Below are 16,886 nucleotides of genomic sequence, written 5' to 3'. Positions count from 1 at the left end.
TCTAGGGTCCTTTCGCCAACAGACTGCGGGTTTTGCCCGAGCTGACTCACAATGTAAGTTTGTTAGTATCGTTCGCTTGGACCGCCGTCCATCAGCGGATGCATGCAAGTCTTACAAGAACCTTCTCTGCGCAGGAACCGCGCGCTGGTCGCTACGATTGCGCTCAGTTTTTTGCTGCTGTTGTGCTCGGCAGGCCTCACCTTCCATGTGTCGCAACAAGGCGTCGCCGCCGATGCGTTGGTGGAGCACACCACCGAAGTGCAGCGCGCGCTCAACGCGACGTTACTCACGATCGGCGGTACTGAGTCGGGTTTGCGGGGTTTCCTGCTGACTGGCGATCAATCCTTTCTCAAGCCTCACTCGGAAGTCCGCGAGCTGATGCCCAAGCAACTGGCCGACTTGCGCGCGCTGATCGCGGACAATCCAGAGCAACTCGCCAACTTCGATGTGTTCGCTCCGTTGATCGAGCAGCGGCTGGCGGATATCGATGCGGCCGTAACCGCGCAGCGCGCCGGCCGTCGCGCAGATGCGATCGCCGCACTTCAGCGCACTGGCTTGCCGACCTTGAACAACATCCGCTCGCGCATCGAAGCTGCGTCGGAGCTGGAGCAGCGTCTGCTGGGTGAGCGCCAGAGAGCGGCGGCCGAGCTGCGCGATCGCTTTTCCAACGCGGTCGTCGTGATGTTGCTCGCCTCGGGCGTGCTGACTTTGTTCGCATTGATCAGCGTACGTCGGTATCTCACGACGGTGCACGAAAGTCGGTTGCGACTTGCTTCGCATAATGTTGAGCTCGAGCAGCGGGTGCAGGCGCGCACCGAAGAGCTGGAGAAAGCGGCCGAAGAAGCGCATCGCGAGCGGACCCGGGCGGAGTCGCTGCTCACCGACGTGAATCATCGCGTCGGCAACAATCTCGCGCTGGTGTCTTCGTTCCTGACGATGCAGCAGCGCGCGGTGAAGAATCCCGATGCGGCTCGCGCTCTGAGCGCTGCTCGTATGCGCGTGCAGGCCATCGCTTCCGCGCATCGAAAGCTGCGCCTGGGTGCGGACTTCGCGACAGTGAAAGTCAACGAAGTGCTCGGGGCCGTGCTGGACGACATCAGCGCGGGGTTGCCGCCGGGAGATCTGATCCGAATTCAGTGCCAGGTCGAACCGCTGGAAATCAACGCGCGCGACGCCGTGTCTCTGGGCGTGCTGACCAGCGAGCTGGTGATGAACGCGGTCAAGCATGCGTTCGCGCCGGGCGAAGCCGGGGAGGTCAGCGTGGTGCTCGCGCCCGGCAAGGATTCGGTGGCGGTTTTGGAAGTTTCGGACGACGGAGTGGGCTGGCATGAGCAACATTCACAAGAAGCGGGCGGCTTGGGGACCAAGATCATCGACATGGTCGCGCGCCAGTTCGGCGGGCGTCCGGAGCGTTCTGCTCGATTTCACGAAGGCCTTGCTGCGCAAGGGCGGCGGCCTGGGACGCGCATCCGAGTCAACCTCACCAAGCTCCACATCATGCCCGCCACCTGAGGTCGTCCGCACCGGGGGCGCTTCGCCGCTGAGGCTGCCCTCGGTCGTGCGGAATGCGCGCGTGTTGTTGTTCCCTGCTCGGCGCGCGCCGTATGGGGACGGCAGCGATGGTTCCGGCGGTGAGGGGAAAAACGAAGGGCCGATGTCTGGCATGGCCGTGCTGGTCGTCGAAGACGATTTCATCGTCGCCTATGACATGCAGATGATGTTGGAAGAGCAAGGCGCGCGCGTGCTGGGGCCTGCGCACAGCTTGGCCGAAGCTCGGGAATTGCTGGCGAGCGAGCGGCCGACGGTCGCGGTGCTCGATGTGAATCTTGGCGGCGAGTACGTGTTTCCGCTGGCGGACCAACTGCGCTCGCAGGATGTGCCGTTCGTGTTCGCGACTGCCTATGCGGACGAAGATCGGTTGTTCTCGCAGGCAGCTACGCTGGGAGCGCCGCGCTTGTCGAAGCCAGTGCTACCCAACGTCTTGATCACGCAGCTGCTGCGGTTGAAGCGATAACCGGCGCGGGTTAGCGCCGATTCACCGGAATGTCGACGTAACGTTGCGCCGGCGGATCGCTGGCGGGGTACGTGTCTTTGAGTGACTTATCGACTTCGTTTTCGCAGGCTGCGTGCGGGTGGTGTACTCGATAGCGCCGCGCGATGCCCTTGATCGCCGGTGTTGCTATCAGGGCGAGCGCACCTAACAGCAACAGCGACTCGACTGCGTCGAACGCCGAGCGGCGCCGGGTCGGCGCGTAGTCGTCCAAATCATCGTCAAAATCGTCAGCGTAGCGCTCGTAGTCGCGCATGAGCGTTCTCCGTCGGTGTGGGAAGGAGACGCTCCGCCGCGGACCGGAGTTCCTCAGGGCACTCGGGGCGGCACGATCGGGTGCGAACTGGACAGACCGCCGTCGACCGGGAATGCCTGACCGTTGACGTACGACGCCGCGTCCGAAGCAAGGAACAAAGCCATGCGCGCGATCTCGATGGGAGCACCGGCGCGTCGCAGCGGGTTGAGCTGACCGATCTTGTTATCCGTGCCGCGGGCCCGCGCCTGATCGAAGATCGGCCGGGTCATGCCCGTCTCGATGAGGCCGGGACAGATGGCGTTGATCCGCACGCCGCTGCCAGACAACTGATAAGCGGTGGTCTGCACCAGGCTGATGACGCCGGCTTTGCTGGCGCTGTAGGGCGAGCCGCCCGCGCCCGAGCGCAGCCCCGCGACCGACGCGGTACAAATGATCGAACCCCGCTTACGGGGTGTCATGACTCTGGCCGCATGCTTCACGGCCAGGAACGTGCCGACCAGATTGATCGTCAGCACCTGCAGCCAGTGCTCCGGCGTTTGTTCCTGCAGCGGCACCAGACCGCCGCTGATGCCGGCGTTGGCGAAACAAACATCCAGCGCGCCGAACTCACGGACCGCGGTGTCGACGGCCTCGGCGATCTTTCCTTCGTCCGACGAGTCGCTGACGATCGGCACCGCGCGGCCGTTGTCTTTGCGAATGCAGGCGACGGTGTCTTCCACTTCGCCCGCGCGATCCAAGGCGACCACCGCCGCGCCGGCCTGGGCAAATACGATAGCGCTGGCGCGACCAATGCCGCTCGCCGCGCCGGTGACCAGCGCGACCTTGCCTTTGAGCTGACCTTCAACGGCGGGATCGGGGATTTGCATAGCTGTCCTTCACCTGTTTTTTGAAAGCGTTTTTCGCAGCTCGGAACGCCCTTCTGGTCTGTATGTGAGCGGGCGTCGACAGGCTTCGAGTGTGTCCGCGAGTATGAATTAATGCAATGGCGCGGCAACCCCGCTGTTGGACCGGGGTCCGCTGTGGCATGGTGCTCGCCCGATCCGGTGGCGCCACGATGAACGTGAAATCTCCCGAGATGTTGCTCGAGCAGGACTTCGGTCTGATCGCCGAGCTGATCCATGCCCACGCTCACGAACGCCCTCGGCATCCGGCCTTGATCGACGAACGAGGCAGCGTCGATTTCGGCGAGCTCGATCAACGCATGGACCGGGTCGCCATGTCGCTGCAACGGGATCAGGTCCGCAGCGGTGAAGCGATTGCGATTTGCGCGGCGGCTAGCGTCGATTACGGGGTCGTCTTTCTCGGCGTGCTGCGGGCTGGTGCCGCCGTGGCACCGCTGTCGCCGTCGTCCACCGCCGAATCTTTGGTGACCATGCTGGCCGACTGCGGCGCGAGGTTTTTGTTTCTCGACGAGCATGTCGCGGTGACCCTGGCGACCGTCGCGTTGCCGGCCGGCTTGCAACTCGTGCGTCTGGATAGCGCTCCAGGTGTGCGTTCGTTGGAGTCGTGGCTCGCTCCATCGGGCAGTGTGCCCGTGCCGGTGACGCCCGCGCCCGATGCGGCGTTCAACATCATTTATTCCTCGGGGACCACCGGCACGCCCAAGGGCATCGTGCAGCCTCACAGCATGCGTTGGGCGCACGTGCGCCGTGCTCGTAACTTCGGTTACGACCGGGAAGCAGTGACGCTGTGCTCGACGCCGCTTTACTCCAACACCACGTTGGTGAGTTTCTTTCCCGCGATCGCAGGCGGCGGCGCCGTGGTGCTGATGCCGAAGTTCGAGGCCGGCAAGTTCCTGGAGCTGTCGCAGCGGCATCGCGTGACGCACGCGATGCTGGTGCCGGTTCAATATCAGCGTCTGATGGATCGAGCGGATTTCGATAGCTACGACTTGAGCAGCTATCGCATGAAGTTCTGCACCAGCGCGCCGTTCTCGGCTGCGTTGAAGGCCGACATCCTGCGTCGTTGGCCGGGCGGACTCATCGAGTACTACGGGATGACGGAAGGCGGCGGCACCTGCATGCTGCTCGCCCATCAGTTCCCGGACAAACTGCACACGGTCGGTCAGCCCGTCGCCGGTCACGACATCCGATTGATCGACGAGCAGGGCAAGGAAGTGCCCGCGGGCGCCATTGGCGAAGTCGTGGGTCGTTCGCCGGCGATGATGAAGGGGTATTTCAATCAGCCCGGCAAGACGGCCGAAGCCGAGTGGTACGACGCCGAAGGCAATCGTTTCATTCGCACTGGCGACGTCGGCCGCTTCGATGCCGACGGCTTTCTCACGCTGATGGACCGCCGCAAGGACATGATCATCTCCGGCGGTTTCAACATTTATCCGAGCGATCTCGAGAGCGTGCTGTTTCAACATCCGGCGGTGCGCGACGGCGCCGTCGTGGGTGTGCCGTCCAAAGAGTGGGGCGAGACGCCCATCGCGTTCGTGGTGTTGCGGCCGGGCGTGACTGCGAGCGCCGAAGACATCAAGCAGTGGACCAACTCCCGCCTCGGCAAGACACAACGCCTCGCCGCGGTCGAGTTGGCCACTGAGCTGCCTCGCAATGCGATTGGCAAAGTGTTGAAGCGCGACCTGCGCGATCAGTACTCCGCGCTGCTGAGCTCCATTTAGAAATCGTCGAAGTACGACTGGACGGCAGCGAGACAAAACGGCGGCACCAACGTGCTGTGATAGGCCTCGGCCACCGCAGCAGCGCCGCCATCCGTCGCTCCGCCCGCGACCGCGGACGCCGCGATGGATGCTTTAGCGGTGTTGAAGCCGAGTTTGATGCCCGCATCGGGATCGTCGAAGGACGGTTCGTCATCCACGTCGAGCACGCGGATGTTGGCGGTGACTCCGGCGCCCGCCCAATACTGCTGCATCAACTCCGTATTCATATATAGAACTGTCGGATCGTCATGCCCCGCGCAGAGCAGGACCGGCGCCGTCGGGCTCCAGTTGCGCAGGTCGTTCGCTTTGAACGCGATACGCAGTGTATTGGCTGGCGCTGCCGCCGGGCGACCGTCGGTGACCGTTGGAAAGCCGCCATCGGGGTGTGCTAACGAGTCCTGCAGATAGTTCGCTCGGAACGAATTCGTAATCAACGCCTCGGGTCCGAAGCCACGAGCGAACACGAAAGCGAGATCGGCTGGCGTCGTCGCCGGTGTGTAAGCGGCGTAAGCGGGATCGGGCGGCGTGCTGCTGAACAATTGCTCCCGTGGCAAGCGGCCTTGTTCGTACAGCTGCGAGCGAGTGCCGGTCGTCGGCAGCAACGCATCGATACCGGTGGCGTAGCGGGCGTCGAAGGCATCGGTTGGAGTCGAATAGATGTTGCCGTAGACGCGCTGATAGGTCGTCATCGTCCAGCTCATCAGCAGCGGCGCGCTGCCGATAACCTGACCCTGGAACACGGCATCGCCAAACGCCGCCAGTGCATAAGGCCCAGACATCGGCGCTGAGGCTGTCACCGGGGCGCCGTTCGTTTGTAACAGCCGATGCGTGGCCATCGCCACGAAACCGCCTTGCGAGTAACCGGTGATGAACAGTTGCCCGTTGTCGGTGATCGTTGGGGCAGTGCTGATCGGCAGCGCGCTTCGCGCGGCGCTCAACGAATCAGCCGTGTCTTTCGCCTGTTGTTCGGCGTGCAGATAAGGATGATATGGCAGCGTCGACGTATCGAAGCCCGCATAGTTGGGCGCGACGACGATGTAACCCTGCGCGGCGAACGCGGCGGCGATCAGCAATCCTTCTGCATTGTCCGGGTTCGCAAGATTTGCGATGTTGTAGTTCTTCTCGGCCGACGTGCCGTGCGTGTACACGATGATGGGCCGGGCGCCCTGGCAGGCAGCGTTCGTACCCGTTGGAATCATCAGCGCGCCGGAAGCGGTGGTCGCCTGTTGAGCCGGGTCGAGCGTGTTGTATCGGAGCTGGTGAACGTCGACGCCGCATTCTGGATCGACGATGAAGTCCAGAATCGCTCCCGCCGTGGAATTCACGTTGACCGCGTTGATCAGGTCGGTGATGGAGAACGAAACCAGCCGCTGCGGCGGATTCTCGATCAGCGTGCCCGCGGTCGGCGCGGGCGCCGGCGGCGGTTGCTCCGACTCCGAGCCTTCGTCATCGTCGTCGTTGCTGCTGCAGGCGGCGAGCATGGCGCAGCCAAGTACAGCGAATGCTTTCAACCCAACCGATCGCCACCCTTTGAACATGTCCCGGCTTCCTCGCTCGTGCGTAGGTACTAATGCGTGAGAGGGCAGCCTGGATCGATTCAGCGCCAAAAATTTTGTACAGCGAGCCCGCGCACGTCGGGAACATTCGCACGAACCGCGGCTTTGGTACTCTCTCCGGATCTCGCGGATCACTGAGGGACCATGTCCTCGAAAAAATTACCGGATGTGTCGAAAGGGCCTCGGCCACTTTCGACCGAAGAAGTCCGGAAAAAGTCACGCCTTTTTCCGGACGGCTGGGCCGAGGATGTGCTGCATTTCTGGTTCCAGGAGTTGCAGCCTCGGGACTGGTTCAGCAGTCACGCTCGTCTGGATGAAAAGATCCGCGAGCGTTTCGGCGATTTGTGCGCGGCCTTGCGGGACGATCCTCCAGCGCTGGAACGCGCGGATGTGCGCACGATGCTCGCTGCGATCATCGTGTTCGATCAATTTCCGCGAAACATTTATCGCGGCACGCCGGCGGCTTATGCGACGGACAGCAACGCTTTGGCGCTTGCGAAATCTGCGGTGGCCAATGGCAAAGATCGATTATTGCCAGAGAAGCAACGGCATTTCCTTTATATGCCGTTCATGCACAGCGAAGATCGCGCGACGCAGGCCGAATCGATGCGCCTGTTCAGCGAGCTGGACCCCGATGGGATGAAGTGGGCGCGCCATCATTACGACGTGGTGGAGCGCTTTGGCCGCTTTCCTCATCGCAACGCCATCCTCGGGCGCCAGTCGACGCCCGAGGAACAGGAATTTCTGAAGAACGAGCCGTCGCTGGTGTGATCTTCGAGCTAGCTGGCGGCGCGCGCTGTGTTGCCCGCTTCGATGTCTTCGCGCAGGGTCTTGGCCGCCAGATAGTAATGCAGCGCGGACCACAGGTTGATCAGCAAGGTGACGCGGATGGACCAGCGCAAGCCGTCCGCGAGCGCCACCTTTTCGGCGACTCCCTGCGATACGAAATATTCCTTGAACAGATCGCTCAGGCCGCCGGTGAACATCGGGCCCAGGCCCAGCCCGATGAAGTTCAGGATCAGCAGCAGGAAGGCCGAAGCCAGAGCGCGCTCCCGCAATCCGACCAGGCGATGTGTCGAGGCGATGCTCGGGCCCAAGTACGCGGCGGCCAATGCGATGTACAGCGTCAGCAGCAGCATCGCGGCGACGGTGTTGTCGAGGGAGTACACCACCATCCCGAACGGAACGACGATGATCAGCGTGATGGCAGGAATCAACACGTACCAACGCGGGTCTTGCGTGCGAGCGTAGTAACGATCGCACCATGCGCCGCCAAGATACGTTCCACTCAAACCGCCCAGCGCCACGACGAGGGAGAGCCACGCGCCCACATCGCCCAGACTCATGCCATGGCTGCGCATGAAGAACGGCGAATAGAACGAGCTCAGGCCGTAGCTCACGAACGCGTGCAGGCCGGCCGCCACCGACAAGTGACGAAAGGATTTCTTCGCCCACAGATTGCCCATCACCTGCTTGAAGGGCGGCGGCTCCGCCGCCACAGTGGTGCCGGGATCGGAGAAGCCGCGAGGCGGTTCTCTGACGGTGAGTTTCAAAATGAGCGCGACGACCAGGCCCGGCAAGCCCACCGTGAAGAACGCGGCACGCCAGCCGTATTCATGCGCGACCAGACCGCCGACGAGGAAGCCGAGCGCGCTGCCGCCATACACACCCATCGAGTAGATCGACAGTGCAGTGGCGCGCTTCTTCGGCTCCACGTAGTCGCTGATGATGGAATACGCCGACGGACTGCAGCCGGCCTCGCCGACACCGACGCCGATGCGCGCGATCAGCAGGTGCCAGAAATTCTTCGCCATGCCTGACACGACGGTGAACGCGCTCCATACCACGATGGAGGCGGTGATGATGTTCACTCGATTGCGCGTGTCGGCCATGCGCGCGATGGGAATGCCGAGCGTGGAATAGAACGCGGCGAACGCGAGACCGCTCAGCAGGCCGAGCTGCCAGTCATGCAGGTCGAATTCCTGCTTGATGGGCTCCAGCACGATGGACAGGATCTGCCGGTCGACGTAGTTGAACACGTAGATGACGAACAGCAGCCAGACGACGTAGTTGCGGTAGGCATTGCTGGCGCTGAATGTGGCCGAGCCGGCGCTCGCATTCACGGCTCGGTCGCCGACCGGTCCAGCTTCTACTGCCATACGATCCCCCCTTGTCGAACGTCGCGGCATTGTGTCACCGCAGGGCGCGTTTGTAATGGCGCGCCTGGTCAAGAAATGACCATGACTGTCCCGATCGGGCGCTGGCGCGGCCCACCAGTTTCGCGATGTAGAAGCGAGAGTCCCCATTGACACTTCTTTACCCGGGCCCGCTGCCGCTAGAATCGACTGATGAACGCCTCCTCTCCCAGACCCCAGCCCGAAGGTGACGCCGCCGCCATTGCCGAGTTGATGCAGAACCTCGGCCGCGCGGCAAAAAACGCCGCTAAAACTCTGGCCCAGGCCAACGCCGACGCCAAGAACGTTGCCTTGCGAGCCGCTGCCGCGGCGATTCGCGAGCGGCGAGACGAGTTGCTCGCGGCCAATCGCGCCGATGTCGAGCAGGCCACGCAGCGTGGGATTTCTGCGTCGTTGCGCGATCGTCTGATCTTGAATGAGCAACGCGTCGAAGCGATGGCGCGAGGCATCGAGGACATCGTCGCGCTGCCGGATCCGATCGGCAGCGTGATCGCCAGCTGGACACGGCCGAACGGTTTGAAGATCGAGCGCGTGCGCGTGCCGCTCGGCGTAGTGGGCATCATTTATGAGAGCCGACCGAATGTCACTGCCGACGCCGGCGCGCTTTGTTTGAAGTCGGGCAACGCCGTGATCTTGCGTGGAGGCAGCGAGAGCAGTCGTTCGACTGCCGCGATTCATGCGTGCCTCGTCGCTGGGCTGCGCGCCGCCGGGCTCCCCGACGCTGCCATTCAAATCGTGCCGACCACCGACCGCGCCGCGGTGGGTTACATGCTGTCGAGCATGACTCAGTACATCAATGTCGTCGTGCCTCGCGGCGGTCGCAGTTTGGTCGAGCGAGTGCAGGCCGAAGCACGAGTGCCTGTCATCGGTCACCTCGACGGCAATTGTCACGTGTATGTGGATCGCGAGGCCGATCTCGCCATGGCGCATGAGGTCGTGCTCAACGCCAAGCTTCGTCGCACCGGTGTCTGCGGAGCCGCCGAAACGGTGTTGTTCGATCGCGGCGGCAACGCGGCCGCGCCGGTGTTGAAGGCGCTCTTGGATGCGGGCTGCGAAGTGCGCGGCGATGAAACGTTACAACGCCTCGATTCGCGCATCGTGCCGGCCGCCGAAGCGGATTGGAGCACCGAATATCTCGACGCCATCATCGCCGCCAAAGCGGTCGACGGTGTGGACGAGGCCATCGCGCACATCGCCAGGTACGGATCGGCTCACACCGAAGCCATCGTCACGGCCAACCAGGCCACGGCCGAACGCTTCCTTGGCGGCGTCGACAGCGCCATCGTTTTGCATAACGCCTCGACCCAGTTCGCCGACGGCGGCGAATTCGGCATGGGCGCGGAAATCGGCATTTCCACCGATAAATTCCATGCGCGCGGGCCGGTGGGCGTCGAGCAGCTCACCAGTTACAAGTATGTCGTGCGCGGTTCGGGACAAATCCGGCCTGGATGAGCGCCAGTGCAAGGTCCCTGGCGCGCCAGGCGACGTATACTCCCGCATTAAGTCACGACTCGAGCCCGTTCGTATGGCCCAGGTATTCGCGCTGATCGTTGTTACATTTCTGAGCCTGGTCGCGGGACCGGCGCTGGCGGCCAGCAATCTCGACGCCGCCGGGTTGGCGGCCGCCGTCGAGAAAGGACGCGCCGAGCAGCTCGATGTGCTCGCGCCCCGCGCTTTCGCTGCAGCCGTACAGGCCAGCCAGAACGCAACCAAGGAAGCTGAACGCGGGCGCGCTGCCGAGAGAGTCGCCACCCGGGTGCAGGAAGGCGAGGCGGCGTTGCAAAAGGCGCGCAGTGTCGCGGATAGCGCCAAGCAGACGCTGGGCGGCGTGATCAAGACTCGTCAGGATGCATTGGTTGCGGAGGCGCCCAAGTTCGCGCCGGAAGCATGGGCCAAGGCGCACGAACGTTTTCTGCAGGCCATGCGCGAGAACGAGAGTGGCGATCTGCCCAATGCGCAGAAGCGCGCGGCCGAGGCCGAAGTGCTGTTGCGCGACGCCGAGTTGATCGGCATCAAAGGCGGCATTCTCAACGAGGCGCGCAATCTGATCGCGCAAGCCGACGAGGCGAAGGTTGCCCGCTATGCGCCCCGCACTTTGGAAGCGGCCAAGCGGCATCTGGCCGAGGCCGAGCAGGAAATTCAGCGCAATCGATACGACGTTGCTCAACCTCGCAAGCTCGCGGCGCAAGCGCGCTACGAGGCTCGGCATGCGAGTTACTTGGCGAAGCAGATCGAGCGGGTGTTGCAGCAGGAGAAGGACGATCAGGCCGGCGTGGAAGCGTTGATCCTGTCCTGGGAAGAGCCGCTTCAGCGCGTTGCTTCGACGATGGAGCTGGATGTCCGCTTCGACGAAGGGCACCAGGGCGCGATGAAGGAACTGGGGGAATACGCGCAGCAACAGTCGCAGGAAGTGCGCCGGCTGAAGCTGGAGTTGCAGGATCGCGACGAGCAGATTGCATCGCTCAACAATCAGGTGAAGCGCGTCGAGTCGCGGCTCGGCGGCGAGTCGCAGGAGCGCATTGCCTTACAGCGTCAAGTCGATGCGCAGGCGCGGCTGCGTTCGAACATTGCATCCATCGAAGCATCGTTCACCGCGGACGAGGCTCGCGTCTATCGCCAGGGCGAGGACGTGGTGGTGTCTTTGATGGGGATCAATTTCCCTTCGGGTCGCAGCAACATCGATGGCAGCAGCGCGGCGCTGATGCAGAAAGTGCAGAAGGCGCTCGCGATGTTTCCTGACGCGTCGATCGTGATCGAAGGGCACACCGATGCGAACGGCAGCGACTCGGCCAACCTGATCCTATCGCAGGATCGGGCGGATGCGGTGAAGCAGTATCTGGTGTCGCAGTTCGGTGCGAACGCCGAGAAGGTCAGCTCGATCGGTTATGGCGAGGCGCGGCCGGTCGCGACCAACGAGACCGCCGCCGGTCGCGCGCGCAATCGGCGCATCGACCTGGTCATTCACGTGCAGGGTAGCGGCTGATTATTTGTGATCGTGCGCATGAGGATGCTCGTGCGCATGATCGTGGCCCGGCACCGCGCAGCGCTCGCAATTCACCCAGCCTGAATCGCCGTTGATGTAGTGCTCCTTCTTCCAGATGGGCACACGGTGTTTCACTTCGTCGATGATGTAGCGGCAGGCGGCAAACGCCTCGGCGCGGTGCCGCGAGCTGACGCCTACCCACACGGCCACATCTCCAATTTCCAGCGAACCGACGCGATGCACGCAGGCGGCTTTCAGGACGCCGAAGCGGGCGATGGCTTCGTTGACGATGCGCTCGCCTTCCTTGTTCGCTAACGCTTCGAACGCTTCGTATTCCAGGCGCGTGACGGCGTGGCCTTCGTTGTGATTGCGCACCCAGCCTTCGAAGGACGCATAGCCGCCGGCGGCGGGATCGGCCAGCTCCTGGCGGTAGGTGTCCAGGGTGAGGGCCGTGGTGCTGAAGGAAAATGGTTTCATCCGCCTGCCACCGGAGGTATGAACACGACGGTATCGCCGTGGCGCAACGGCGTATGCCAGTCGCTGAATTCGGAGTTGAGCGCGACTTTCAGCTGCGCTGCTGCTAGTTGGAACGGATGACGGCGACTCAGCTCGTCGTACAGCTCGGCAGGCGTCGCAGCCGTCGTATCCAATGTTTCCTCACTGCGTCCGGCTTGTTCGCGGAGGATGGCGTAGTACTGAATTCGGAGCGTGCGGGGCTTGGAGTCGGTACTGCCAGCCTCGGCTTTTAACGCAGCCGTATTGATTGATTGATCGGTGCCGCTCTGGCTCGGAGAAGAGGGATGATGGTCGCCGTGCCCGGCGTGGCTCGGAGTTGAGGGGGCGCCGAGTTCGGTCACAGTCGCGCGGTATTCGTCGGCGGTGTTCACGTTGTCCAGGGCGCGGGCGTCCGGGAGGTCGAGTAGCAGCGTGTCGGCGTTGATCAGGAATTTACGCGGGCACTGTTTGCCGGCGGCGAGATAGGCGAGCAGGGGCTCGCGAGCGGCTGGCTCCCAGATGGCGCACAAGGGTTCGGGCAGGCCGTCGTGGCTGCTTTTATAAGCAGTGGCCAGCTTGTGCGGATCGCGGTGCTCGATCAGATGACGCAGCGTCTGCTCGTTCAAGAACGGCAGGTCGCAAGCAACAACCAGCCATGCAGCTTTCGGGTGAGCTTGCAGAGCCGCCGTGATGCCGGCAATCGGCCCGATGCCTGGCTGCCGATCCACGATCTGCGGCAACCCCGCGCGGGTCGGCTCTTCACGCTGATCGGGGCGAACGGAAACGAACGTCGCCGCGCACACGTGCGACAGCAAATGAAACGTCCAATGCAGCTGCGACTGACCGTGATACTCGATCGCCGCCTTGTCCCGCTGCATGCGGGTGCTGGCGCCCCCGGCCAGCACCAGGCCGAACAAAGGTGCTTCAGCCGACATCGCTCTTGCCTCCACGCTTCTCGACCAGGCGCGTCTCCGCGATGACGATGTCATGCGAGAGCGCCTTGCACATATCGTAAACAGTCAACGCCGCGACACTCGCGCCCGTCAACGCCTCCATCTCCACGCCGGTCTTGTGATGAACGGACACCGTGCAGCGAATGACCGCATCGTCGCCTTCCATGTCGATCTCGAGCTTGCACTTCTCGATGCCGAGCGGATGACAGAACGGAATCAGGTCATGCGTTCGTTTCGCAGCCATAGTCCCGGCGATGATCGCCGTCTGAAACACCGGCCCCTTGGAAGTGTTGAACTGCTGCGAGCGCAGCGCCTCAGCTACATCTGAGGGAAATCGCACGCGCGTCTGCGCCGTCGCCGTGCGCTTGGTGACGACCTTATCGCCCACGTCGACCATGGTCGGTCGTGAGCTGGAGTCGACATGAGTGAAAGTCGCCATTCGGTCAGCCACCGATGTAATACATCTCGATCTTGCGCAACGGCTGCTCGCCGTTCTTGACCGTCGAGCGGATTTCGCTGTAGCGATCGCCGCGCTTGAGCCAGGTGTTCGAGATCAACTGGCTCAGCTCCGCGTCCGAAGCACCGTCGCGCATGGGTGCGCGCAGGTCGACGCCCGAGCGCGCGAACAAACAAGTGTAAAGCACGCCTTCCGAGGACAGTCGGGCCCGCGTGCAATCGCCACAGAACGGATTGGTGATGGAAGAAATGAATCCCACCTCACCCATGCCGTCGTCGAATGCGTAACGCTCGGCCACTTCGCCGCGATAATTCTCCTGAACCGGATGCAGCGGCCAGCGCTGCCCGATGCGGTCCACCAGCTCGCGCGAAGGAACGACGCGGTCCTGGCTCCAATGATTGCGGTTGCCCACATCCATATATTCGATGAAGCGCACGATCACGCCCGTGCCACGGAAATGCTCGACCAGATCGATGGCCGCGTGATCGTTCAAGCCACGCTCGATCACCGTATTGATCTTGATGGGCGCGAGGCCCGCTTCCTGGGCGGCGCGAATGCCCTCCAGCACGCGATCCAATTCGCCCATCCCGCCGCTCATCTGTTTGAAGATCTCGGGATCCAGCGAGTCGAGACTGACGGTAATGCGATGCAGGCCGTTGGCCTTCAACTCGACCGCGTGCTGAGCGAGCAACACGCCGTTGGTGGTGAGCGCCACATCCTGGACACCCTCGATGGCGGTGAGATCGCCCACCAGATCGGCAAGGTTCGAACGCAGCAGCGGCTCGCCGCCGGTTAGGCGCACCTTCTTCACGCCGAGATCGACGAACAGGCGCGTCAAGCGCGTGATCTCTTCGAACGACAGCCGTTCGTTGGACTTCAGGAAACGATAGTTCTCATGGAACGTTTCCTTCGGCATGCAGTAGGGGCAGCGGAAGTTGCAACGGTCCATCACCGAGATGCGCAGATCGTGCAGCGGCCTGCCCAGCGTGTCGTGCGGGCGGTGCTTCACGGGCAGATCGACGATGTCGGAGGTCATGGCTGGGCTGCGATCCATTACCAACGATAGAGGGGCAACGAGGCGTCTTCCAAAACGACCTGCGGACCGGGCGACAGTTCCACGAATCCGACGGTGCCGATCAGCGATGTAAAATCACCGGAGCCTCGTGTGGGATGAGGCACAGCGGACCGGCCGGCGACCATCACGGGCAGGAACACTGTCAGCGCCGGTTTCACTTCGTAGCTTTGGGCAAGCGTGATGGTTTCAACGGCGAGTGGTGTGGCGCCTTGGGCGGCCTGTAAGCCAGGCAACACATAGCGTGTCAGACAAACCAGCGTCGAGACGGGGTTGCCGGGCAACGCGTACACCGTCTGTCCGTCGCGGCCTACGCCGAACCACAGCGGCTTGCCGGGGCGCTGCGCGACCTTGTGGAAGATCATGCGCACGCCCAGTTCCTGCAGAACCTGCGGGACGTAATCGAAACGGCCCATCGAGACGCCGCCGCTCAGGATCATCACATCGTTCGTTTCGAGGTGAGATCGGAGCCGCTCGCGCAGCGTGGGCAGATCGTCGGGCACGTGATCGTGGGCAAGCGAGGTATAGCCGTGCTTACGCAACGAGGCGAGCACGCCATAAACATTCGAGCGGGAAATCTGCCAGTCCTGCAGCGGCTGGCCCGGTTCGACCAACTCGTCACCCGTGGATATCACGACGATGCGAGGCGGACGCGCGACCAATGCATGCGTCTGTCCGTTGGACGCGATCACTGCGACTTCGGCCGGGCCGAGTCGGCAGCCCGACGGCAGTAACAAATCGCCGCGACGCGAATCGATGCCGCGACCGTGCACGTTGATATTGCGAACCGGGGCAGGGGCGTCATCGCGAAGTCGAGCCACGCCGTCGTTCACGTCGATGTTCTCGACAGGCACGACGCAATCGCAGCCGGCCGGCAGCATCGCACCGGTCATGACTTCGATGCAGTCGCTCGATTCACGCAGAGTCAGCGGTGCAGCTCCGGCCGCCTGCGTACCGGCGACGCGAAAAGTAGTGCGCCCGGCCTCCCAGGCAGCGAACGAAAAGGCGATGCCGTCCATGGTGACCCGATCGAACGGCGGCTGATCGCGGGTGGACGTGATCGACTCGCGCAGCACCGCGCCCGACAGCTCGGTCAGGGGCAAGCGGGCGGCCGGCAACTGCGTCGCGTGCTGGCGAATCGCGGCTTCGGCTTCAGCGGGTGTGAGGAGGCGGCTGGACACCCGGGCAGTGTGTCACGAGCCATCCGGCAGCGCTATATCGGATCGGGAATTGCGCAGAAATGAGCAAGATTGTGCCAGCCCGAGACTATCGCCTCGGGCTGGTAAAGACGCGGGACTGGAGGCCTCAATTCCGTGGATCCAGATCCGCGCGTAAGCAGGGAAACTGCTCCGTAGCTCCCCATGGAGCGGCTGATTCGCTCCATTCCAAGGCCTGTTGCCTGCTTCGCCGATGGCACATCAATCCAGCGGCGCTGCAAGCGCCTGGCCTTTCGAGAAATCAAGGCGGGCCTCCCTGCCCAGGATGTGCCCGGCTTTGCTCGGAGCTCTTAGCCGCGAGCCTTGAACACGCGAACCTGCTCGTTGAACAGCTTGGCCTTGGCCTGCAGCTCGTCGATGGCGGCGTTGTGCTTCTTGGTCTGCATGGTCTTCAGCTGCATCAGCTGAGCCGTGCCGGCGGCCTTGCTCTTGGTCTCTTCTTCCAAGCAGGCGCCGAACGCGTTCACTTCCTCGTTGTAGGCCTTGAAGGCCTGCATGGCGGCGACCATTTCCGCTTCGGACGCGGTCTTGCCGTCAGGGATGGAGGCCGGGGCCTTGGGGAAGGCGCATTCGGCCTGGGCGGTAGCCGCGCCAAAGGCGACGGCGAGAGCAGCGCCGATGGTGAGCAACTTGCGATTCATTTGTCTTAACTCCAGCTGGTCTGTAAAGCGGTGCCGTCGGTGTAACGGCAGACACAGCGGGCATCGGCCCTACGAGCGTTCGCTTAAGGGTCGATCGATCGGCAAGTCGTGCAACTGCGACGAGGGTCGCACTGAAGCAGGCAAACCGTGAAATCGGTCGCCTGTCACGGGCGGGCGGGAGTGCAGAAAAACCCTGGTTTTCAGCTGGGCTTTTCGTGTCGGACCCACGGCGCTTTCAACATAAGCGCCGTGCGCCAATCGGCCGCGCTCGCGCGGCTCTCTCGTTCTGGTTTCCGTCAAAAAGAAACTAAAAATTCAATTCCCCCTCCCGTTCACGGGAGGGGGTTAG

16 protein-coding genes are annotated in these 16,886 nt (G+C 63.0%); 6 read left to right on the top strand and 10 right to left on the bottom strand.

Annotated elements, in window-relative coordinates:
• Nucleotides 1–102: 102 nt before the first annotated feature.
• Nucleotides 103–1,512: a sensor histidine kinase gene (locus VGD45_RS15585; protein ID WP_331156249.1), complete on the top strand. Its 1,410-nt coding sequence runs from the start codon at nt 103–105 to the stop codon at nt 1,510–1,512.
• A 142-nt stretch (nt 1,513–1,654) separates the two neighbouring features.
• Entirely contained in the window at nt 1,655–2,014 is a 360-nt protein-coding gene (locus VGD45_RS15580; RefSeq protein WP_331156248.1) for a response regulator, read from the top strand.
• Between the two features lie 10 nt (nt 2,015–2,024).
• Here the strand turns inward: VGD45_RS15580 and VGD45_RS15575 are convergent, their stop codons facing one another.
• Together VGD45_RS15575 and VGD45_RS15570 are read right to left on the bottom strand one after the other, a co-directional pair.
• Entirely contained in the window at nt 2,025–2,306 is a 282-nt protein-coding gene (locus VGD45_RS15575; protein ID WP_331156247.1) for a hypothetical protein, read from the bottom strand.
• 53 nt (nt 2,307–2,359) lie between these two features.
• Entirely contained in the window at nt 2,360–3,172 is an 813-nt protein-coding gene (locus tag VGD45_RS15570; RefSeq protein WP_331156246.1) for an SDR family NAD(P)-dependent oxidoreductase, read from the bottom strand.
• Between the two features lie 188 nt (nt 3,173–3,360).
• On the opposite strand from VGD45_RS15570, the gene VGD45_RS15565 reads away from it, so the two are divergent.
• Nucleotides 3,361–4,929 carry a class I adenylate-forming enzyme family protein gene (locus VGD45_RS15565; protein ID WP_331156245.1) on the top strand — a complete coding sequence of 523 codons (1,569 nt, stop codon included), beginning with the start codon at nt 3,361–3,363 and terminating at the stop codon, nt 4,927–4,929.
• On the opposite strand, the gene VGD45_RS15560 is transcribed toward VGD45_RS15565, so the two are convergent.
• Nucleotides 4,926–6,479 (bottom strand): alpha/beta hydrolase family protein, encoded by a 1,554-nt coding sequence (locus VGD45_RS15560; protein WP_331156244.1) that lies wholly within the window; start codon nt 6,477–6,479, stop codon nt 4,926–4,928. The two genes, VGD45_RS15565 and VGD45_RS15560, sit on opposite strands and share 4 nt — an antisense overlap.
• A 189-nt stretch (nt 6,480–6,668) precedes the next feature.
• Between VGD45_RS15560 and VGD45_RS15555 the strand changes: the two genes are divergently transcribed.
• A complete protein-coding gene (locus tag VGD45_RS15555; protein WP_331156243.1) occupies nt 6,669–7,295 on the top strand; it encodes a DUF924 family protein in 627 nt (208 codons plus the stop codon).
• Nucleotides 7,296–7,303: 8 nt separating this feature from the next.
• Here the strand turns inward: VGD45_RS15555 and VGD45_RS15550 are convergent, their stop codons facing one another.
• On the bottom strand, nt 7,304–8,683 hold the full coding sequence (locus VGD45_RS15550) for an MFS transporter (protein ID WP_331156242.1): 1,380 nt from the start codon (nt 8,681–8,683) through the stop codon (nt 7,304–7,306).
• Between the two features lie 189 nt (nt 8,684–8,872).
• Between VGD45_RS15550 and VGD45_RS15545 the strand changes: the two genes are divergently transcribed.
• The gene (locus tag VGD45_RS15545) at nt 8,873–10,171 is read left to right on the top strand and encodes a glutamate-5-semialdehyde dehydrogenase (RefSeq protein WP_331156241.1); all 1,299 of its coding nucleotides are present in this window, start codon (nt 8,873–8,875) and stop codon (nt 10,169–10,171) included.
• A gap of 73 nt (nt 10,172–10,244) precedes the next feature.
• Nucleotides 10,245–11,702: an OmpA family protein gene (locus tag VGD45_RS15540; protein ID WP_331156240.1), complete on the top strand. Its 1,458-nt coding sequence runs from the start codon at nt 10,245–10,247 to the stop codon at nt 11,700–11,702.
• Here the strand turns inward: VGD45_RS15540 and VGD45_RS15535 are convergent, their stop codons facing one another.
• The 6 genes from VGD45_RS15535 to VGD45_RS15510 form a co-directional block, all read right to left on the bottom strand.
• On the bottom strand, nt 11,703–12,179 hold the full coding sequence (locus tag VGD45_RS15535) for a molybdenum cofactor biosynthesis protein MoaE (RefSeq protein WP_331156239.1): 477 nt from the start codon (nt 12,177–12,179) through the stop codon (nt 11,703–11,705).
• Nucleotides 12,176–13,132, bottom strand: coding sequence for an NTP transferase domain-containing protein (locus VGD45_RS15530; protein WP_331156238.1), 957 nt, complete (start codon nt 13,130–13,132; stop codon nt 12,176–12,178). Before VGD45_RS15530 ends, VGD45_RS15535 begins: the two co-directional genes overlap by 4 nt.
• Entirely contained in the window at nt 13,122–13,589 is a 468-nt protein-coding gene (gene moaC, locus VGD45_RS15525; RefSeq protein WP_331156237.1) for a cyclic pyranopterin monophosphate synthase MoaC, read from the bottom strand. The genes VGD45_RS15530 and moaC overlap by 11 nt, the downstream gene beginning before the upstream one ends.
• Nucleotides 13,590–13,593: 4 nt before the next feature.
• Nucleotides 13,594–14,643: a GTP 3',8-cyclase MoaA gene (moaA, locus tag VGD45_RS15520; protein ID WP_331156236.1), complete on the bottom strand. Its 1,050-nt coding sequence runs from the start codon at nt 14,641–14,643 to the stop codon at nt 13,594–13,596.
• A 17-nt stretch (nt 14,644–14,660) separates the two neighbouring features.
• Nucleotides 14,661–15,860, bottom strand: a complete 1,200-nt coding sequence (locus VGD45_RS15515; RefSeq protein ID WP_331156235.1) for a molybdopterin molybdotransferase MoeA — start codon at nt 15,858–15,860, stop codon at nt 14,661–14,663.
• A gap of 326 nt (nt 15,861–16,186) precedes the next feature.
• The gene (locus VGD45_RS15510; RefSeq protein ID WP_331156234.1) at nt 16,187–16,537 is read right to left on the bottom strand and encodes a hypothetical protein; all 351 of its coding nucleotides are present in this window, start codon (nt 16,535–16,537) and stop codon (nt 16,187–16,189) included.
• Nucleotides 16,538–16,886 lie beyond the last annotated feature (349 nt).

Origin of the sequence: Steroidobacter sp. (assembly GCF_036402275.1) — a bacterium.
Lineage (GTDB): Bacteria > Pseudomonadota > Gammaproteobacteria > Steroidobacterales > Steroidobacteraceae > Steroidobacter.
Note: the sequence above shows the minus strand (reverse complement) of the source record. Positions and strands in the feature narration are given on the sequence as shown.